Source organism: Pseudomonas mendocina, assembly GCF_900636545.1.
Taxonomy (GTDB): domain Bacteria; phylum Pseudomonadota; class Gammaproteobacteria; order Pseudomonadales; family Pseudomonadaceae; genus Aquipseudomonas; species Aquipseudomonas mendocina.
On record NZ_LR134290.1, the window covers coordinates 137,064 to 154,483 of the forward strand.

The window sequence follows — 17,420 nt, forward strand, 5'->3', positions numbered from 1 at the left end:
TCTGGAGCAATGCCGGCGTGGGCTGCGCGCGCACACTGGCCAGACACTCGCATGGAAGAGGAACAGCCTATGAACCAGACCATGAAAGCCGCAGTCGTCCACGCCTTCGGGCAGCCGCTGCGTATCGAGGAGGTGAAAACCCCGCTACCCGGCCCTGGGCAGATTCTGGTGAAGATCGAAGCGTCGGGTGTATGTCACACCGACCTGCACGCAGCCGAAGGCGACTGGCCGGTGAAGCCGAGTCTGCCGTTCATTCCCGGTCACGAGGGCGTCGGCTACGTGGCGGCGGTCGGCAGTGGCGTGACGCGGGTAAAGGAAGGCGACCGTGTCGGCGTGCCCTGGCTCTACACCGCCTGTGGCTGCTGCGAACACTGCCTGACCGGCTGGGAAACCCTCTGCGAGAGTCAGCAGAATACCGGCTATTCGATCAACGGCGGTTACGCCGAATACGTGCTGGCTGATCCGAACTACGTCGGCATCCTGCCGAAAAGCGTCGATTTCCTTGAAATTGCGCCGATCCTTTGCGCAGGCGTGACGGTGTACAAGGGCCTCAAGGAAACCAAGGCCCGCCCCGGACAGTGGGTAGCGATCTCCGGTATTGGCGGTCTCGGCCACGTGGCCGTGCAGTACGCCCGCGCTATGGGCCTGCACGTGGTCGCGGTGGATGTCGACGATGCCAAGCTGGAGCTGGCGCGCAAGCTCGGCGCCAGCCTGACCATCAACGCACGCAAGGAAAATCCGGCCGAGGTGGTGCAACGCGATATCGGCGGTGCCCACGGCGTGCTGGTCACCGCGGTGTCCAACACGGCCTTCGGCATGGCCATCGGCATGGCGCGCCGGCACGGTACGGTGGCGCTGGTTGGCTTGCCGCCGGGTGACTTCCCCACGCCGATCTTCGACGTGGTGCTCAAGGCCATCAGCATCACCGGCTCCATCGTCGGCACCCGCGCCGATCTGCAGGAGGCGCTGGACTTTGCCGGCGAAGGGTTGGTCAAGGCCACGGTACGCAGCGACAGCCTGGACAACATCAACGGTATCTTCGACCAGATGCGCGGCGGGCAGATCGAGGGGCGGGTGGTACTGCAGTTCTAAGACGGGGAAATGGCCACGGATAGGCAATTTTCCTACAGAACGGACGCGGAAGAGCGCACAGATTGCCGCCAGCCGGCTGGCTATACTGTGCGCCCTTCATCCGTACAAGGACGTGCCCAATGAAACGTTGCCTTCCCTTTTTCGCCCTTTCCCTGCTGTCCCTTCAGGTCTCGGCCATCGAGCTGGCCAAGCATCCGCAAGTATTCGATGCCGGCCAGGGCGTCAGCCTGGCAATCGCGCCTTCGGCCGACGGCAAGCAGGCGCTGGTCCAGGTACGCGGCATCAACCACCCGCTCGACGAGGTGGTATTTCTCACCGATGTTCGCGAGCTGGGCAACGAGCAACGCGACTACGGCATCCGTCTCGACGGCCGTGACTACAACCTGCTGAACAAGCGCCGTGCCTGGAGCGGCGAGAGCTACCAGCTCAACCTGCCCAATACCCAGGGCTTCGAGCTCAGTTACAGCGAAGACAAGACCAAGGCGCTGAAGCCCAAGGACCTCCTCGCGCTCTATGAGAAACAGGAAAAGGACGGTGTGCAGGCGCGTCTGGCGGCCTTCGATCGCAAGCAGCGTCTGGCCGACTACAGCGCCCGCCTGCAGGAGATGGATAGCGAAGCCTCCAAGGCCTGCGGCACACCGCTGACGACCAAGGTCGACTGGAGCGCGATCAGCGACGAGCAACTGATCGGCCTCAGCGTGCCGAGCTTCTGTGGCGAAGTGGTCAACCAGATGGCTTACCTGTGCGGCAATGATGATCGCTACAAGGCCGAAGCCAAGACCCTCAAGGGCGTCGACTGCCGCTTCGGCGAGGGGATGAAACTGCACGAGAAGGACGGCCAGCTGCAGTTCACCACCCATCCGGATGAAGCCAACCAGGGCGATTTCATCAACGCCATCCTGCGTAACCGCTGACCGCGTTCCCCGCCTTCGGGCGGGGCATCAGCCTTCGTTGTCGAGCAGCTCGAACGAGGTCAGGCGATCGACCCCATGGCCCATGAACAGGTTGAAGGGGCGGCCAACGTCTACCGCGAGGTCGGCACAGCGCTCGTGATAGCCGTCGCCCAGTAGCGTGCGCTGCCCGATCAGCACGTGTTTGCCCATGCTGCCGACCTCGAACACCAGTTTCTTGATAGGGCTGGTCAGGTAGTCGTCGTTGTCGATGATCACCTCTACCTGACGTTCGTCCATGGCCTTTTGCAACTCCGGATCGCTGAATCGCAGCCTGGCTGGAATGCGTACGTTCTCCGAGTCCAGCGCGAGCTCGCCCATGCTGCCCGGCAGGTCTTCATCGCCCCAGTTTCGGGCGCGTTGAAAACTCAGCGGCGGCAGTTCTTCATTCAGCTTCACCTCGATACGGCAGAACACTTCCTCCCGTGAAGACGGTCTATTGAACGGATTGCCGTTCCCCCGCTTGACCAGAAACGGACGGCCGTGGGCGATGAACGAGGTACGCAGCGGCGTCGGTAATTCGCCTTGAATACCGGTGATCTCGAGGGTGGCTGGCCAGTGTTCGCGGGCCTGCACGATCGGAGTGAAACGCGCGGTAAGGGCTTCACGTTGCGTAGTATCCAATGGCTTGGATTGCAGCCTGACCATCAGCGCCTGCTCGTCACCATCGACCAGACTGTAGCGCAGATGGCCCGGGCGATACCCCAGCTCCTGGAGGAGTCGTTGCAGGCTATCGAGATAGGTGCCTTTTATCCCGGCGCCTTCACGAATGGATTCGTCGAATCGCAGTTTGACCTGAGGCTCCTGCCCGCAGGCGGCGAGTAGTAGGCAAATGGGCAGGAAGGCGGTTCGGAGCAGGGATCGCATAAGGTTCATCCTTGAAAACGGCAGCGGACTCTAGCACGGCCAACCTTTGGCTGACCGTGCGCGAGTACGCGACGCAGGTTTGAATGCATCCGGATGTGGAAAGTGCAAGGCATGCTTTTTGCGTTCTTTTCCCGGTCTGTACCCACGGAATGCATCATGCTGCACGCCTCGCTGACCACCCTGCACGTGGTTTCCCTGATCCTGCAACGCTTTGCCGACCAGCCCGAGTTGCGCCCGCAATTGCTGGCCGGGAGCGGGATTGGTGCGGCTGATCTGGACAATGCCGACGCGCGCATCACCCGGGTGCAGGAGCAGCAAGTGTGCGCCAATGCCCTGACCCTGCGTGCCGACTTGGGCCTCGAATTGGGGCGAAGCCTGCATGTTTCCTCCTATGGGCTGTTGGGTTACGCCGCACTCTCGGCTGCCACCTTTGGTGACGCCTGGCGCCTGCTGTTGCAGTACCCGGCGTTGCTCGGCACCTATTTCCGTCTCGATCTGCAGGTGGAAGGCGAGCTGGCCTGGATCTGCGCCAGCGGCTACCGCGATGCCCAGGCGCTGGAAGTGTTCAACGTGGAGATGTGCCTGGCCTCGCTGAAACTGATCGGCGATGAGCTGCTGCGCCAGCCGCTGCCGCTGGAAGGCGCGGAGTTCACCCATGCGCAACCGCGCTACGTGAAGCGCTATGCAAAGAGTTTTCCCTGCCCGCTACGCTTCGAGGCGCAGCGCAATGCCTTCGCTTTTCCTGCCGCCTTACTGGAGCGGCGACTGCCGCTGGCCGACAGCGTTACCCATAGCGATATGGTCGAGCGCTGCCGTCGCCTGAACGCCGAGTTCAGCAGTCGCCAGGCCTGGCTGGAGCGGGTGCGCCAGTTGCTCGCCGCACAGTTGGCCGAGCCGCCTGGGCTGGAGAACCTGGCGCAGCAGATGCACTGCTCGCCGCGTACCCTGCGTCGTCACCTGCAGGAGCTGGGCACCAGCTACCAGGGCCTGCTCGATGAGTTGCGTTTCGAGCGTGCCAAGGCGTTGCTCAATGAGGAGCAATGGCCGGTGTACCGCATCGCCGAGGTGCTCGGCTTCAGCGAAACCGCCAGCTTCCGCCACGCCTTTCAACGCTGGAGCGGCGTGCCGCCGAGTCGCTTTCGCGCGTAGCCCGGATGCAATCCGGCAATGTCCGGCACCTTTTCCCGGATTGCATCCGGGCTACCGGTGATCACTGTGGGAGCGGCTTCAGCCGCGATTAAAGCTCGCCGCTGAAGCGGCTCCTATAGGGGGCATTCCTTTGCTTGCACGTTGCGGTACATCTGCAGCGCATCCGGCACCTTTTCCCGGATTGCATCCGGGCTACGGGCGATCACCGTGGGAGCGGCTTCAGCCTCGATAAAGGCTCGCCGCTAAAGCGCCTCCCACAGGGGGGACTCATTCCTCCGCCTGCACGTTGCGATACATCTGCAATCGCGCTGCTTCATGCAGGCCGAGGCTCAGCGCCAGCAGACGCTGGAATTCCTCGGGGTGGCGTTCGGCCACGTTGTCGCGCGGCGTCGGCGAGCGCAGGTCGTGCAGGGTCGGCGAGCTGCCGTCGTGCTGCATCTGCACGAGAAAGTCTCGGGTCACTGCGCCGATCACCGGGAAGCTGCCTTCCTGCAGCACCAGCGGTACCACGCGCTCGCCTTCCGGCGCTGGCAGTTGCAGGTCGCGACCGAGACCGCCGTTGTCGAAGGGCACGCCCACCAATCCGGCCACGGTGGGCAGCAGGTCGGCCAGGCCTACGGCTTCGTCGAACTCACGCGGCGCCAGCCATTTCGGCGCGTGGATCAGCAGCGGTACGTTGTTGCTCTCCAGCCCCAGTTGCTCGAAGGCCGGCGCCATGTGCGGGATCTGGCTGATGCGGGTGTTGTGGTCGCCGAAGAAGACGAAAATGCTGTCGTCGTAGAAGCCCTGCTCCTTGGCCAGCTCCATCAGGCGACCGATATTGAAGTCCAGCAGGCGCACCGCGTTGTACTGCTCGACGCTGCGCGAGCCGGCCTGCTGCACCTGTTCCAGCGGCAGGTCGAGCGCCTCGAAGCCGTCGTTGTCCTTGGGGATGGTGAAAGGGCGGTGGTTGCCGGAGGTCTGCAAGTAGGCGAAGAACGGCTTGTCCTTCGGCAGGGCGCCGAGGATGCGCGTACTTTCCTTGAAGAAATCCAGATCGGAAATGCCCCACACGTCCACCTGCGGCGACTGCCAGTGGCGTTCCTCGTAGAGCTGCACACCGTCGATGCTCTGGCGGATCAGCGCGTTGATGTTCGCCCAGCCGGCGTTGCCGCCGATCATGTAGAACTTCTCATACCCCTCGAGCGCGTTGATCAGCGTGCGCTGGCGGGCGATCAGCGGGTTGCGCGTGGCGGTCTCCTGGCGCGACACGTCGGGGATACCGGTGATGCTCGCCCACACCGTCTTGGCGGTGCCAGTCACCGGCACGTAGAAGTGGCGGAAGAACCAGCTTTGCTGGGCCAGGCGATCCAGATTCGGCGTTGGGTTCAGCGGGTTGCCGTAGGCGCCCACGGCACTGGTGCCGAGGGATTCGAGCATGACGAAAATCACGTTGGGCGGGCGCTCGGCCTGGATGCGATGTGCCTGCACCGGCTGATGACGAAAGAAGTTCAGCCCCTGCGCATCGCGCTCGCTGACGCCCAGGTAATTGGCCACCACGTCGTAGTGCTCGCGCGTGGCGGCCTCGTCGAAGGCGGCGGGTTCGAGCTTGAGGGTGTCGAAGAGAAACAGCGCCGGGTTGAGGCCGAGCGCGCCGATCTGGCCGTTGCCACTGTAGAAGGCATCGCTCCAGCGCAGCGGCACCGGGTTTTCCAGGTTTAGCGCGCTGACGCGGCCGAGCAGGCCGAAGAACACCAGCACGCTCACCACCGCCGCACCGCCAAGCGCCGGCAACACGCCAACTCTGCCGCTGGCAGGTCGATCCAGAGTGACGCGTTCCAGACGCAGCAGCGCCCAGGCCCACAGCGCCACACCGGCCAGCCAGGCCAGGGTTATCCACAGCACCGGGTAGGTCTGCCAGAGCATGCCGGCGGAAATCTGCGCATCGCCGGTAAAGCGCAGCACGGTGGCGTTGAGGCGCACGCCCAGGTAGGCGTAGTGGCCGAAGTCGATGATATACAGCAGGCCCAGCGCCGCCACGGCCAGCAGCAGATAGCCCCGCAGCAGCCAGCGCACGGCGCGAAAGCGCGCCAGGCGCAGCTTCGGCAGCGCCAGCAGGAGGCCTGGCGGCAGCATCAGCAACAGGGCCAGGCGCAGGTCGAAGCGCAGGCCGATGCCGAGGGTGCGCAGCACGTCCGGGTCGCTGAGGCTGTCGACGGCGGAAAAGCCCAGCAGAAACAGCCCGCGCAGGGCCGCGAAGAGGACGAACAGCAGCGCCGTCAGGCCTGCCAGGTACTGCAGGCGGCGGGATCTCAGCCAGCTCATGCGAGGTTCCTTGTGGGGCGGGCCAGCAGCCAGCGCACAGCGGCGCTCAGTAAGGCGCCAAGGCTGTAGAGGGCCAGGTAGGGATCGATCAGGTAGTCCCAGTAGTTTTCCGAGGCGCCCAGGCGCAGGGCAAAGGCCAGCGTCGCCAGTATCAGCGCCAAGGCGCCGAGCCAGCTGCGCTGGACGATCAGCACCGCGCATAGCAGGCCCAGCACCATTAGCATCGGCCGCGGTTCGAAGCCGAGCTGGTAGGGGTCGGCATAGCTAAGGCCCAACGCCGCCGGGTAGAGCAGCATGGCCAGGCCGGCGAACAGCGCCAGGCTGGCCAGGCGATCACCGGCGCTGGCAAGTGGCACGCCGAAGCGACTCAGGGTCGCCCAGCCGAGCAGCACCAGGCTGGCCACCGACAGGTCGCCGCTATAGGTGCGCAGCTGCAGCGCCAGGCTAATGCCTTGCACTGGCACCAGGCTGAGCAGCAGGCAGCCCGCCAGCAGAATGCCGTGTTGGGATTTATTGCGCGTCAGCCGCGCAAGGATCAGGAACAGCAGCAGGGCAAAGGCCAGGTGCGGCAGCCAGAAGTCAGTCATGCGGGCGGCGCTCCGACAGCCAGGCCTCGTTGAAGGCCAGGTGCTTGATGAACATGTCGTTCCACGAATAGACCAGGTGGTAGGTACCCTCGCGGTCGCGGGTGAAGTAGGGGTACTCGTAGTCGAAGGTGCAGCCTTCGGCGCTGCACATGCGCGCGCTCACCCGCTCGAGGAACTGCGCCTGCTGCTCGGGCTTGCCGCCGCTGGTGCGGAATTTTTCGCTGACCACGGCAGGAAATTCGTCGCGCGGGATCGGTTCTCCCCACGGGTTGGGCGTCTCGTCCAGCTCGCCCAGGGTGCGCCAGTTGCCCAGCTTGGCATCGGTGGCGTAAAGGGTCAGGCGGAAGCGGCCGTCCTCCAGGTCATTCATCGCCACCAGCAGGCTGCCGTCGGGGCGACCGACCGCCGCCAGGGACGAGTTGGGGTTGCTCGGCTCCACCGGCTGCGGCCGGCTCCAGCTACGCCCAGCGTCCTCGCTGTAGCTGGCCAGCACACGGTGATGCTCCTCACCGGCGTAACGCAGCAGGGCCACGGCGCGATTTTCGTTCAGTGGCACCACGGTGGGCTGCAACGAATAGCGCCCTTTGCCGATGCGGTGCTTGCCCAATACTTCACCCTTCGCGCTCAGGTGCAGGTACTCGGGAAACTTGCCGAGAAACTCGTGGTAAACCGGCAGGCCGATGCTGCCGTCGACATGAAACACCGGCGCGGCGCGCACCAGGGTACTGATATTGAGAAAGGGACTGGTGACCAGTTGGCGGGGCGCCGACCAGGTTTCACCGAGGTCGTCGGAGACCATGGCGTTGACCGCGCTACCGGCCCAGCCACCCAGCGACACCGAGACGTAGAACAGCCACAGGCGGTTGTCTGGCGCCAGGCTGATCACCGGGTTACCCAGCTTGCGGATGTGCTTGCCGACCGCACGCTGGGTGGCCTCACGGGTGGCCAGTACGCGTTCGGCGCTCCACTGGCCGCTGGCGGCATCGAAGCGCGCGGCGCGGATCTGCACATCGGCTGCGCCTTCGCGCGTGCCGGCGAACCAGGCCGCCATCAGGTCGCCGGCGGGCAGGCCGGTGATGGAGGCGGAGTGAACGAAATCCTCCAGGTCGGAGGAGGCGAAGTGTGCGGCCAGGGCCGGTGTCGCATCGGCTGCGGGTGGCGTCGACTGGCTGGCGAAGGGTGCCAGCGCATGGGGCGCGGCGCCGAGCCAGGCCCAGGCGAACACCGTGGCCGCGCCCAGCAGCAGGGCGCAGGTCTTGAAGGTCGAGGTCATGATCGGGGGTTCAGGGATGTCCTGGCGAGGCCAGGTGCGAGCTGGCGACTTCTTCTACCGGGCGGGCGTCGACCGGGTCGTAGTAGACCTCCAGCTTGCGGCCGTCACGGTCGAAGCCATAGATCTCGTAGCAGTGGCCGGGGGTGATACGGAACTTGGTGATCTGCACGCCCTGGCGCTTCATCTGCTCGCGGAACTGCGACTCGGGCATCCAGGCACTGCGATCAGGGCGGGCACAGTCGGTGTCGGCCAGCAGCGGCGTGGCGCCGAGCAGCAGCAGGCCGCCCAGGGCGATGCGGGCTAGGTGAGGCATGGCGAGGCTCTCGTCACGAGGCGCCGGCCGCCAGGGCCGGCGCCGGGCTGCGATCAGTCTTCGATCTCGCTCTTCACGGCCTTGCCGCTGACCGGGTCGTGGTAGATCTCGACCTTGCGGCCTTCCTTGTCGAAGCCGTAGATCTCGTAGCAGTTGCCTTCGGTGACCTTGAACTTGTTGATCTTGTAGCCATCGGCCACCAGCTTGGCCTGGAACTGCTCCGGGTCTTGCCAGGTGGCGCGATCAGCGGTGGTGCATTCGGTCTTGGCGAAGGCCGGCGCGGCGCAGGCGAGCAGGGCGGAAACGAGCAGTAGACGGCGCATGGTGAGGCTCCTGATGGGGTTCGGAGCCGTCACCTTCGGCGCACAGGCTTAACGAAAGCTTAAGGCTCACACCCCGTTACATCTTGTCGGCGAGCATCCGGGTGGCAGCGCAATTTGGCCATTTCGATCCCCTTTTGGCCGTTACCAGCGTTCTCGACGCTGGCCGAGCAGGCGAACAATGCAGGCACAACAACGAGCCTGGAGCGCTTTGCATGCTCACCTACTACAGCGACGACCACCACCTGCACCATGGCAAATGCGAGCTGATCGACGGGCAACTGATGCCCTGTTTCGAGAAGCCGCAGCGCGCCGACCACATCCTCGCCCGCGTGAAGAACCGCCAGCTCGGCGAGGTTCGCGCACCCAGGGACTTTGGCCTGGCGCCCATCGAACGCATTCACAGCAAGGCTTACCTGGAGTTCTTCAAGGGTGCCTGGGCGCGCTGGCAGGAGCAGGGCGGCAAGGGCGACCTGCTGCCGTTCACCTGGCCTGCGCGCACCCTGCGGCGGATGATCCCCAATGACCTGCACGGCCAGCTTGGCTACTACAGCTTCGACGGCGGTGCGCCGATCACTGCCGGTACCTGGCAGGCCGCCTACAGCGCCGCGCAGGTGGCGCTCAGCGCCCAGCAGGAGATCGCCAACGGCGCCCACAGCGCCTTCGCCCTGTGCCGTCCGCCAGGCCACCATGCCGCAGGCGACGTGATGGGCGGCTACTGCTACCTGAACAACGCCGCCATCGCCGCCCAGGCCTTCCTCGACCAGGGTCGCCGGAAGGTGGCCATCCTCGATGTCGACTACCACCACGGCAATGGCACCCAGGACATCTTCTACCAGCGCAGCGACGTGCTGTTCGCCTCGATCCACGGCGACCCGGCCGAGGAGTTCCCGTTCTTCCTCGGTTATGCCGACGAACTGGGCGAGGGCGCCGGCGAGGGCTACAACTTCAATTACCCGTTGCCGATGGGCAGCTCCTGGGAAACCTGGAGTGCGGCGCTGGAGCAGGCCTGCCAGCGCATCGCCGAGTACGGCGCCGAGGTGGTGGTGGTGTCGCTGGGCGTGGACACCTACATGGAAGACCCGATTTCGCAGTTCAAGCTCGACAGCCCGGACTACCTGGCCATGGGCCGGCGTATTGCCGCGCTGGGCCTGCCGACGCTGTTCATCATGGAAGGCGGCTACGCGGTGGAGGCCATCGGGGTCAACGCGGTCAACGTACTGGAAGGGTTCGAGGGCGCCTGAGAGGCGCCTCTTCAGCAATCAGAAATCTGCCAAACAAGAGCAATATTTCAGGGGTGCTAGAACGATGAAAGCCATCAAACAGATGCTTGGCGCCGCCCTGTGCGGCGCCACACTGCTCAGCGGTGCGGTACAGGCCAAGGAGCTGCGTGTATACAACTGGGCGGACTACATCCTGCCGTCCGTGCCCAAGGACTTCCAGAAGGAGTCCGGTATCCAGATCACCTGGGACACCTTCGAGACCAACGAGGCGCTGGAGGCCAAGCTGCTCACCGGCAACTCCGGCTATGACCTGGTGATCCCCTCCAACCAGTTCCTCGAAACCCAGATCAAGGCCGGCGTGTTCGCCAAGCTGGACAAGTCGAAGATCCCCAACTGGAAGAACCTCGATCCTGTGCTGCTTGGTCTTCTGGAGAAGAACGATCCGGGCAACCAGTACGGCGTGCCCTACATGTACGGCACCGTGCTGATCGGCTACAACCCGGACAAGGTCAAGGCCGCGCTCGGCGACGATGCGCCGGTCAACAGCTGGGATCTGGTGTTCAAGCCCGAGTACATGGAAAAGCTGAAATCCTGCGGTGTGGCCATGCTCGACTCGCCCACCGAGATCATCCCCATCGCCCTGCACTACCTGGGTCTGGACCCCAACAGCACCAACCCGGCCGACTACGACAAGGTTACCGAGCTGCTGCTCAAGGTGCGCCCGTACGTGACCTACTTTCATTCGGCCAAGTACATGACCGACATCGCCAACGGCGACATCTGCGTGGCCGTCGGCTATTCCGGCAGCTTCTACCAGTTCGCCAACCGCGCCAAGGAAGCCGGCAACGGTGTGACGATCAACTGGCGTCTGCCCAAGGAAGGCGCGCCGATCTGGTTCGACACCTGGGCCATCCCCAAGAGCGCGCAGAACGTCGACGAAGCTCACGCCTTCATCAACCACCTGCTCGAACCCAAGGTGATCGCGCCGATCAGCGATTTCCTCGGCTACCCCAACCCCAACGTGCCGGGCATGCAACTGGTGGGCAAGGACATTGCCGACGACCACGACCTGACGCCGACGCCGGAGCTGCAGAAGTCGCTGTACGTGGTGCAGCCACTGCCGCAGAAGATCGAGCGCGTGCGTACGCGGGCGTGGACGTCGATCAAGTCGGGTAAGTGAGGTCATCGCGGGCGAAGCGCAAGGCCGCCCAGCCGTTCCTGCAGAGGTTGCAGTTTTTTGTAGGGGCGGCTTCAGCCGCGAATGTCGTCGTCCTGCTAAAGCCAGCGCGGTTGCGCACCCTGGCTAAAAGCTCAGCCGCCCACTTCCCCCGTCTCCAACTTGCGCCACAGCAAGCGCACCGCCGCCTTGCGCACCAGGGCGCAGCGGTACAGGCGGATTTCCAGCGGGATCTGCCACTGCTCGCCGCCGCAGATGGCCAGTTCGCCGCGCGCCAGTTCTGCCGTCACCGATAGCCTGGGCACCCAGGCCACGCCCATGCCCTGCAGGGCCATGCTCTTGAGGCTGTCGGCCATGGCCGTTTCGTACACGGTAGTCGAGCGCAGCGCACGCTGGCGCAGCAGCAGATTGACCGAGCGCCCGAGAAAGGCGCCGGCGCTGTAGGCCAGCAACGGTACGCTCTGGCCATTGTCGAGGTCGTAAAGCGGTGCGCCGGACTCGTTCACCGCGCATACCGGCAGCATCGAGGTCGCGCCCAGGTGCAGCGACGGGAAGATCGCCGGGTCCATCTGCAGCGCGGCATCGGGATCGTAGTAGGCGAGGATCAGGTCGCAGGCGCCCTCACGCAGCGAGTGCACCGCCTCGCCGACGTTGGTCGCCACCAGGCGGGTTGTCAGGGGCAGGCCTTCGCGGCGCAGGCGAGCGATCCATTCGGGGAAGAAGCCCAGGGTCAGCGAGTGGGCGGCGGCAATCGACAGCACCTCGCCCTGCTGACCTTCCAGATTGTGTAGGTGGCGCACCACCTCGCCGAGCTGCTCGACCAGGCTGCGCGCGGTGACCAGAAACAGGCGGCCGGCCTCGGTCAGCTCGATGGGGGTGCAGGAGCGGTCGACCAGGGTCAGGCCGAGCATCGCTTCCAGGCTGCGGATACGCCGGCTGAACGCGGGCTGGGTGACGAAGCGCTTCTCGGCCGCCTGGGAGAAGCTGCGGGTGGCGGCCAGGGCGACGAAGTCTTCCAGCCATTTGGTTTCCAGGTTCATCGCAGGCTCCCGAGGAAAGACCCGGTAGATGGGGCGTGAATCGTGGGAGGCGTTTCAGTGGCGAGCGGTCGCGGCTGAAGCCCCTCCCTCGGAGGTCATGTACGCCGCAGCAGCGATCGACGTCACATCAACATTATGCCGATTGTGCATAGGGCAGCAAGTAACGGCATTGGTCGCGGCGCGGTTAGAGCCCATATTCTATGGGCATCGCGGCACTCGCCGTATTTCCCAAGAGTCATCTCTATCATGTCCTCTGCTGCATCTGTTCGCGTCGAAAAAGACCTGCTCGGTACCCTCGAAGTCCCTGCCGATGCCTATTACGGCATCCAGACCCTGCGCGCCGTACAGAACTTCCGCCTGTCCGGCGTGCCGCTGTCGCACTACCCGAAGCTGGTGATCGGCCTGGCCATGGTCAAGCAGGCCTCGGCTGACGCCAACCGCGAGCTGGGCCACCTGTCCGCCGCCAAGCACACGGCGATCAGCACGGCCTGCGCACGCATCATCCAGGGCGAGTTCCACGATCAGTTCGTGGTCGACATGATCCAGGGCGGCGCCGGCACCTCGACCAACATGAACGCCAACGAGGTGATCGCCAACATCGCCCTCGAAGCCATGGGTCATGAGAAGGGGCAGTACCAGCACCTGCACCCGAACAACGACGTGAACATGGCGCAGTCGACCAACGACGCCTACCCGACCGCCATCCGCCTCGGTCTGCTGCTCGGCCACGACAGCCTGCTGAGCGCGCTGGACAAGCTGATCCAGTCGTTCGCCGCCAAGGGCCTGGAGTTCGGCCACGTGCTGAAGATGGGCCGCACCCAGCTGCAGGACGCCGTACCGATGACCCTCGGCCAGGAATTCCGTGCCTTCGCCACCACCCTCGGCGAAGACCTGCAGCACCTGAAACTGCTGGCGCCGACTCTGCTCACCGAAGTCAACCTGGGCGGTACCGCCATCGGCACCGGCATCAACGCCGACCCGAAATACCAGGCCCTGGCGGTCAAGCGCCTGGCCATCATCAGCGGTCACCCGCTGACCCCGGCTGCCGACCTGATCGAAGCCACCAGTGACATGGGCGCCTTCGTGCTGTTCTCCGGCATGCTCAAGCGCACCGCGGTCAAGCTGTCGAAGATCTGCAACGACCTGCGCCTGCTGTCCAGCGGCCCGCGTACCGGCATCAACGAGATCAACCTGCCGGCGCGTCAGCCGGGTAGTTCGATCATGCCGGGCAAGGTCAACCCGGTGATCCCCGAGGCGGTCAACCAGGTGGCCTTCGAAGTGATCGGCAACGACCTGGCGCTGACCATGGCAGCCGAAGGCGGCCAGCTGCAGCTGAACGTGATGGAGCCGTTGATCGCCTACAAGATCTTCGACTCGATCCGCCTGCTGACCCGCGCCATGGACATGCTGCGCGAGCTGTGCATCGACGGCATCACCGCCAACGAAGACCGCTGCCGTGAACTGATGGAAAACTCCATCGGTCTGATCACCGCGCTCAACCCCTACATCGGTTACGAGAATGCCACCCGTATCGCCAAGGTCGCCCTGGAAAGCGGGCGCGGTGTGCTGGAACTGGTGCGTGAGGAGCAGCTGCTGGACGAGGCCACCCTGGCCGACATCCTGCGCCCCGAGAACATGATCGCCCCGCGTCTGGTTCCGCTGCAGGGCTGATTCATCGAATGACGCACGCCGCCTCTTTGGGCGGCGTGTTCATTTCCGCCCTCGAACCTGTGCTTGGGGCGGCACCGCAGAAGACCGCAGAGACGGCCCCCACAACAACGACAATCCGGGTGTACAACCACATGAGTCAGAGCAACACCGCTTCCCCCTCCTTCCTAGCCCGCGTGCCGCTGTGGCAGCAGATCCTCTTCGGTCTGGTGCTTGGTGTCGTGATCGGCATGCTGTTCAAGAGCGTCGCCCTGGCGCTGGCACCGATCGGCGCGCTGTTTCTCAATGCGATCAAGATGCTCATCGTGCCGCTGGTGTTCGTTTCCCTGGTGGCCGGCATCACCTCGATGAGCGACAGCGCCAAGCTCGGTCGCATCAGCGTCAAGACCATCGCCATCTATCTGATCACCACCGCCTTCGCGGTGAGCATCGGCCTGCTGTTCGGCACCCTGTTCAGCCCCGGTGAGGGCATGCAGATGGTCGCCAACGGCACCATGGAGGCCAAGCAGGCGCCTTCGCTGGTAGAGATACTGGTGGGCCTGGTGCCGACCAACCCGGTGACCGCCTTCGCCGAAGGCAACATCCTGCAGATCATCGTCTTCGCCATCGCCCTGGGCCTGAGCATGAACCTGGTCGGCGAGAAGGCGGCCCCGACGATTCGCCTATTCGACAGCCTGGCCGAGGTGCTCTACAAGCTCACCGACCTGGTGATGCGCTTCGCTCCCATCGGCGTGTTCGCACTGATCGCCGGCGTGGTCGCTTCCCATGGCATCGAGGTGCTGCTGCCGCTGGCTGGCGTGATCGGGGTGATCTACCTGGCCAGCCTCGCCCATCTGCTGCTGATCTATGGCGGCCTGATCGGCGGCCTGGCGCGTCTCAGCCCACTGCGCTTCTTCCGTGGCATCGCCCCGGCACTGGCGGTGGCCTTCAGTACCTCGAGCAGCTCCGGCACCCTGCCGGTGTCCATCGAGTGTGCGCGCAAGAACCTTGGCGTATCGCAGGGCGTGGCCGGCTTCGTGCTGCCGGTGGGCGCCACCATCAACATGGACGGCACCGCGATCTACCAGGGCGTGCTGGCACTGTTCATCGCTCAGGCCTTCGGCATCGACCTGAATGCCGGGCAGTACCTGATGATCATCCTCACCGCCACCCTGGCCTCCATCGGCACCGCCGGCATCCCCGGCGCCGGGCTGATCATGCTTGGCCTGGTGCTGAGCTCGGTGGGTCTGCCGCTGGAAGGCGTGGCGCTGATCGCTGGTATCGACCGCATCCTCGACATGGCGCGCACCACGGTGAACGTCGCCGGTGACCTGATGACCACCACACTGGTCGCACGCAGCGAGAAGGAGCTGGACCGCGAGATCTACAACAGCGACAACGTTGCCTGAGTCTTGCCCGCCAGGCTGTCCACAGCCTGGCACATTCGTTTTTCATAGGAGGCCTCACCAGCCTCACCCTTCAGGGATGGCCTCGGCCATCCCTTTTTTTTATTCGGCTGCAGGCGCCCTGTCGCTCCCACTACATCCCCATCACACGTTCGTTCAGCGCCTGGTCAGTTGCCGATACAACTGCGGCAGGTACAGCGGCAGATGCTGCGGCTTGTCGATCAGCGTGTAGCCGCTGGCGCCGAACATGTACGGGAGGTAGTCGCCGGCCTGCTGGTCGATGGTGATGCAGAACGGCAGTACGCCGGCGCGGCGGGCTTCGAGCACCGCCTCGCGGGTGTCCTCCACGCCGTAGCGGCCCTCGTAGAGGTCGAGGTCGTTGGGCTTGCCATCGGTGACCAGCAACAGCAGGCGCTGGCTCTGCTGGCGCTCGCCGAGCAAGCGCGTGGCCTGGCGGATGGCCGCGCCCATGCGCGTGTAGTAGCCGGGGCGCACGGCGAGGATGCGCCCGCGGACCTGCTCGTCGTAGCGCTGGCCGAATTGCTTGAGCTCCTGCATGCGCACCTGCTGGCGGCGCAGCGAGGAGAAGCCATACAGGGCGAAATCATCACCGGCCGCCGACAGCGCTTCGGCGAACAGCAGCAGGCTGTCCTGGATGACGTCGATGACCCGTTGCTCGTCGTTGAGGTGCGATTCGGTGGACATCGACAGGTCGGCGAGCAGCAGGCAGGCCAGCTCGCGGCGGGTGCTGCGTTGTTCGAGAAACAGGCCCTTCTCGCAGGCCCTGCCCTGTAGACGCTGCACCTGGAAGTCGAGCCATGCGCTGAGGTCCAGCTCGCTACCCTGCGGTTGCTGGCGCAGCCACTGGCGGTCGTTGCGCAGTACCTCGAACTGGCGGCGTAGACGCCGTGCGGGCAGTGCCAGGTGCGTCGGCAATGGCTGCGCCTCGGCCGCGCGCGGGTAGAAGAGCTGCAGACTGACGTGGCGTTCGAGCAGGGCCGAGCGGCGGTAATCCCACTCCGGCAGGTGCAGGCCCGCGCCCAGCGGCAGGTCGTCCTGCTCCGGTGATGGCAGGTCGAGGTCCAGATGCAGGCCGCCGCCCTTGCGCGTGCGCTGGCGCGACAGGGTCAGCTCGTCGAGGTCCTCGGCCACGCGGGCAGCATCGAGGTCCTCGCTGTCATCGTTGCAGCGGTCCAGTTGCACATGTTCGGACCAGCTGAACAGGTTTTCCAGGCGGAACAGCAGCAGGCCGCCCTTGCCGCTGGTGTCGTCGGTACGCGAGGCGCGTTTGCGCAGTGAACGTTGCGCCGGGTTGGGGTTGCGGGCGCTGCCCTCACCCTCCTCGGGCAGTTCGCTGGAGGCGCCGGGGCCCTGGCCCTGCGGCGGATACAACCACAGCGGCAATGGCCAGGGGGCGCGTTCGTCATGGGCGAAATGGGTGACGCTGCCGGGTTCGCGCAGCGCCTGGCGCAGGTCGCGCTCCAGCGCCGCACTGGCGGGCGGCAGGCTGTCGGGGGCGGGGCGCAGGCGCAGGTGCGCATCGACCAGCCGTTGGTAGCGAGGGCGCATGGCCGGGTAGCGTCCCAGCAACTCGTTCACCCAGCGCTGGTTGTCACGCCCCCAGTGGCGCATGTCGTCGGCGACTGCGCCGAGCATCGCCAGCCAGCGGTACAGCTCACGGTTCAGCTCGGCCTGCGGGAACACGGCGAGGGTCGGCGGCAGGCGCATGTTCTGCGCGTCGCGCCAGGCCACCGGCATCTGCCGACAGGTACCGGCGACCTGTTGCAGCAGGCTGCGTCGCAGCAGCAGTTCGCGCGGCTGCACGGCCTGGATCTGCACTGCGCTGGCGCCGCCGATGGCGTGAAAGAGCAGGGCCAGGGCGCGCTGCTGGTCGCTCAGCTGCACCTGGGCGTGAGTGAAGTCCGGGTCGCTGCGGCGGGTGATGAAACGGTGCCAGACGCTACCGACCCATTCCTCGACTTCGATGCTGAACGCCATGCGGCCTCCAGAAAAAAGACGTGGGAGGCGCAACAGCGGCGATGTTCGCGGCTGCTGCCCTCCCACAGGACATC

The 17,420-nt window shown here is 65.1% G+C and carries 15 protein-coding genes; 7 read left to right on the forward strand and 8 right to left on the reverse strand.

Annotated features, from left to right (window positions below; all coding sequences use genetic code 11):
• Positions 1-69: 69 nt before the first annotated feature.
• Both adhP and EL191_RS00635 read left to right on the forward strand, forming a co-directional pair.
• Entirely contained in the window at positions 70-1,092 is a 1,023-nt protein-coding gene (gene adhP / locus EL191_RS00630; protein ID WP_041975750.1) for an alcohol dehydrogenase AdhP, read from the forward strand.
• Between the two features lie 119 nt (positions 1,093-1,211).
• The gene (locus EL191_RS00635) at positions 1,212-2,006 is read left to right on the forward strand and encodes a hypothetical protein (protein WP_041975752.1); all 795 of its coding nucleotides are present in this window, start codon (positions 1,212-1,214) and stop codon (positions 2,004-2,006) included.
• A 27-nt stretch (positions 2,007-2,033) separates the two neighbouring features.
• On the opposite strand, the gene EL191_RS00640 is transcribed toward EL191_RS00635, so the two are convergent.
• On the reverse strand, positions 2,034-2,909 hold the full coding sequence (locus EL191_RS00640; RefSeq protein WP_041975754.1) for a hypothetical protein: 876 nt from the start codon (positions 2,907-2,909) through the stop codon (positions 2,034-2,036).
• A gap of 156 nt (positions 2,910-3,065) precedes the next feature.
• Here EL191_RS00640 and EL191_RS00645 point away from each other — a divergent pair, with 156 nt between their 5' ends.
• On the forward strand, positions 3,066-4,058 hold the full coding sequence (locus EL191_RS00645; protein WP_041975756.1) for an AraC family transcriptional regulator: 993 nt from the start codon (positions 3,066-3,068) through the stop codon (positions 4,056-4,058).
• A 267-nt stretch (positions 4,059-4,325) separates the two neighbouring features.
• Here the strand turns inward: EL191_RS00645 and EL191_RS00650 are convergent, their stop codons facing one another.
• From EL191_RS00650 to EL191_RS00670, 5 genes are read right to left on the reverse strand one after another with little or no spacing between them, the layout of a single operon-like run.
• Positions 4,326-6,362: an LTA synthase family protein gene (locus EL191_RS00650; protein ID WP_041975758.1), complete on the reverse strand. Its 2,037-nt coding sequence runs from the start codon at positions 6,360-6,362 to the stop codon at positions 4,326-4,328.
• Positions 6,359-6,949 (reverse strand): hypothetical protein, encoded by a 591-nt coding sequence (locus tag EL191_RS00655; RefSeq protein WP_041975760.1) that lies wholly within the window; start codon positions 6,947-6,949, stop codon positions 6,359-6,361. The genes EL191_RS00650 and EL191_RS00655 overlap by 4 nt, the downstream gene beginning before the upstream one ends.
• A complete protein-coding gene (locus EL191_RS00660; RefSeq protein WP_041975762.1) occupies positions 6,942-8,222 on the reverse strand; it encodes a sialidase family protein in 1,281 nt (426 codons plus the stop codon). Before EL191_RS00660 ends, EL191_RS00655 begins: the two co-directional genes overlap by 8 nt.
• A 10-nt stretch (positions 8,223-8,232) precedes the next feature.
• On the reverse strand, positions 8,233-8,535 hold the full coding sequence (locus EL191_RS00665) for a PepSY domain-containing protein (RefSeq protein WP_041975763.1): 303 nt from the start codon (positions 8,533-8,535) through the stop codon (positions 8,233-8,235).
• Between the two features lie 53 nt (positions 8,536-8,588).
• Positions 8,589-8,858 carry a PepSY domain-containing protein gene (locus tag EL191_RS00670; protein WP_041975765.1) on the reverse strand — a complete coding sequence of 90 codons (270 nt, stop codon included), beginning with the start codon at positions 8,856-8,858 and terminating at the stop codon, positions 8,589-8,591.
• A gap of 212 nt (positions 8,859-9,070) precedes the next feature.
• Between EL191_RS00670 and EL191_RS00675 the strand changes: the two genes are divergently transcribed.
• Together EL191_RS00675 and EL191_RS00680 are read left to right on the forward strand one after the other, a co-directional pair.
• The gene (locus tag EL191_RS00675) at positions 9,071-10,099 is read left to right on the forward strand and encodes a histone deacetylase family protein (RefSeq protein WP_041975767.1); all 1,029 of its coding nucleotides are present in this window, start codon (positions 9,071-9,073) and stop codon (positions 10,097-10,099) included.
• A 64-nt stretch (positions 10,100-10,163) separates the two neighbouring features.
• Positions 10,164-11,258 (forward strand): polyamine ABC transporter substrate-binding protein, encoded by a 1,095-nt coding sequence (locus EL191_RS00680; RefSeq protein WP_041975769.1) that lies wholly within the window; start codon positions 10,164-10,166, stop codon positions 11,256-11,258.
• A gap of 131 nt (positions 11,259-11,389) precedes the next feature.
• On the opposite strand, the gene EL191_RS00685 is transcribed toward EL191_RS00680, so the two are convergent.
• Complete coding sequence (locus EL191_RS00685) at positions 11,390-12,295, reverse strand: LysR substrate-binding domain-containing protein (RefSeq protein ID WP_041975771.1); 906 nt, start codon at positions 12,293-12,295, stop codon at positions 11,390-11,392.
• Positions 12,296-12,541: 246 nt separating this feature from the next.
• Between EL191_RS00685 and aspA the strand changes: the two genes are divergently transcribed.
• A complete protein-coding gene (gene aspA / locus EL191_RS00690; protein WP_013713285.1) occupies positions 12,542-13,966 on the forward strand; it encodes an aspartate ammonia-lyase in 1,425 nt (474 codons plus the stop codon).
• Positions 13,967-14,097: 131 nt separating this feature from the next.
• Positions 14,098-15,351, forward strand: coding sequence for a dicarboxylate/amino acid:cation symporter (locus EL191_RS00695; RefSeq protein ID WP_026041914.1), 1,254 nt, complete (start codon positions 14,098-14,100; stop codon positions 15,349-15,351).
• 153 nt (positions 15,352-15,504) lie between these two features.
• Here the strand turns inward: EL191_RS00695 and EL191_RS00700 are convergent, their stop codons facing one another.
• The gene (locus tag EL191_RS00700; RefSeq protein ID WP_041975773.1) at positions 15,505-17,346 is read right to left on the reverse strand and encodes a VWA domain-containing protein; all 1,842 of its coding nucleotides are present in this window, start codon (positions 17,344-17,346) and stop codon (positions 15,505-15,507) included.
• Positions 17,347-17,420: the final 74 nt, after the last annotated feature.

Coding starts and splice junctions, on each gene's coding strand:
- EL191_RS00660 (WP_041975762.1), bottom strand. CDS start 8,222: ATGACCTCGACCTTCAAGACCTGCGCCCTGCTGCTGGGCGCGGCCACG.
- EL191_RS00665 (WP_041975763.1), bottom strand. CDS start 8,535: ATGCCTCACCTAGCCCGCATCGCCCTGGGCGGCCTGCTGCTGCTCGGC.
- EL191_RS00675 (WP_041975767.1), top strand. CDS start 9,071: ATGCTCACCTACTACAGCGACGACCACCACCTGCACCATGGCAAATGC.
- EL191_RS00670 (WP_041975765.1), bottom strand. CDS start 8,858: ATGCGCCGTCTACTGCTCGTTTCCGCCCTGCTCGCCTGCGCCGCGCCG.
- EL191_RS00700 (WP_041975773.1), bottom strand. CDS start 17,346: ATGGCGTTCAGCATCGAAGTCGAGGAATGGGTCGGTAGCGTCTGGCAC.
- EL191_RS00635 (WP_041975752.1), top strand. CDS start 1,212: ATGAAACGTTGCCTTCCCTTTTTCGCCCTTTCCCTGCTGTCCCTTCAG.
- EL191_RS00645 (WP_041975756.1), top strand. CDS start 3,066: ATGCTGCACGCCTCGCTGACCACCCTGCACGTGGTTTCCCTGATCCTG.
- aspA (WP_013713285.1), top strand. CDS start 12,542: ATGTCCTCTGCTGCATCTGTTCGCGTCGAAAAAGACCTGCTCGGTACC.
- EL191_RS00640 (WP_041975754.1), bottom strand. CDS start 2,909: ATGCGATCCCTGCTCCGAACCGCCTTCCTGCCCATTTGCCTACTACTC.
- EL191_RS00680 (WP_041975769.1), top strand. CDS start 10,164: ATGAAAGCCATCAAACAGATGCTTGGCGCCGCCCTGTGCGGCGCCACA.
- EL191_RS00655 (WP_041975760.1), bottom strand. CDS start 6,949: ATGACTGACTTCTGGCTGCCGCACCTGGCCTTTGCCCTGCTGCTGTTC.
- EL191_RS00695 (WP_026041914.1), top strand. CDS start 14,098: ATGAGTCAGAGCAACACCGCTTCCCCCTCCTTCCTAGCCCGCGTGCCG.
- adhP (WP_041975750.1), top strand. CDS start 70: ATGAACCAGACCATGAAAGCCGCAGTCGTCCACGCCTTCGGGCAGCCG.
- EL191_RS00650 (WP_041975758.1), bottom strand. CDS start 6,362: ATGAGCTGGCTGAGATCCCGCCGCCTGCAGTACCTGGCAGGCCTGACG.
- EL191_RS00685 (WP_041975771.1), bottom strand. CDS start 12,295: ATGAACCTGGAAACCAAATGGCTGGAAGACTTCGTCGCCCTGGCCGCC.